1 protein-coding gene is annotated in these 1,033 nt (G+C 68.0%); it reads right to left on the bottom strand.

Translation table 11 applies throughout. From position 1 onward, the window contains the following. Positions 1 to 35: 35 nt before the first annotated feature. On the bottom strand, positions 36 to 1,033 hold a 998-nt coding region (locus AQJ91_RS48395), incomplete at its 5' end, for an RNA-guided endonuclease InsQ/TnpB family protein (protein WP_067036836.1).

Raw genomic sequence — 1,033 nt, 5'->3', positions numbered from 1 at the left:
CTTGACTTCTCCCCCTCCTGAAGGAAGGGGGATTCTCACGGCTCGCGCCGTGGGGTTTTCTGCTTCGTCGCCGACCGCCCGCCCGGAGTACTCCGTTGAGGTCTTACACCAGCTCCACAGACAGACAGGGCCAGCCCGGCCCCCAGAAGGTTCTTCGCCGCATTCACGTCCCGGTCGTGGGTCGTGCCGCAGTCGCACGTCCAGGTACGGACGCTGAGCGGCATCTTGTCCTGCAAGGTGCCGCAGGTGGAGCACAGTTTGGAGGAGGGGAACCACCGGTCGACGGCGATCACCTCACGCCCGTACCAGGCGGCCTTGTACTCCAGCATGCTCCGGAACTCCGACCAGGCCGCGTCGCTGATGGCTCGGGCCAGGCTCCGGTTCCTGACCATGTTGCGCACGGTCAGGTCCTCGATCACGATCGTTTGGTTTTCACGAACGAGTCGAGTGGTCAGCTTGTGCAGCCCGTCACGCCTGCGGTCGGCGATCCGGGCGTGGATCCTGGCGACCTCGCGCCGGGCCTTGGCCCGGTTGGCGCCGTCGCCCTTGGCCTTGCGCGCGAGGCGGCGCTGAGCGAGCGCGAGCCCAGCGCGGTCCTTGCGCTCGTGCCTGGGGTTGGCGGCCTTCTCTCCGGTGGAGAGAGTCAGCAGGTGGTCCAGGCCGACATCCACCCCGACCGCGCCGTCGGTGGCCGGGAGCGGTTTGACCGTCGGGTCGTCGCACAGCAGGGAGACGAACCAGCGCCCCGCGCTGTCCTGCGACACGGTCACCGTGGACGGCAGCGCCCCCTCCGGGAGCGGGCGCGACCACACGATGTCCAGCGGCTCGCTCATCTTCGCCAGGGTCAGGCGGCCGTCACGGAAGCGGAAACCGCTGGTGGTGTACTCGGCGGACTTCCGCGACTTCTTCCGCGACTTGAAGCGCGGGTACTTCGCCCGCTTGCCGAAGAAGTTGGTGAACGCGGTCTGCAAGTGCCGCAGCGTCTGCTGCAACGGCACCGACGACACGTCGTTGAGGAACGCCAGTTCCCCGG

Origin of the sequence: Streptomyces dysideae (genome assembly GCF_001514305.1) — a bacterium.
In the GTDB taxonomy this organism is placed as follows: Bacteria; Actinomycetota; Actinomycetes; order Streptomycetales; family Streptomycetaceae; genus Streptomyces; species Streptomyces dysideae.
Note: the sequence above shows the minus strand (reverse complement) of the source record. Positions and strands in the feature narration are given on the sequence as shown.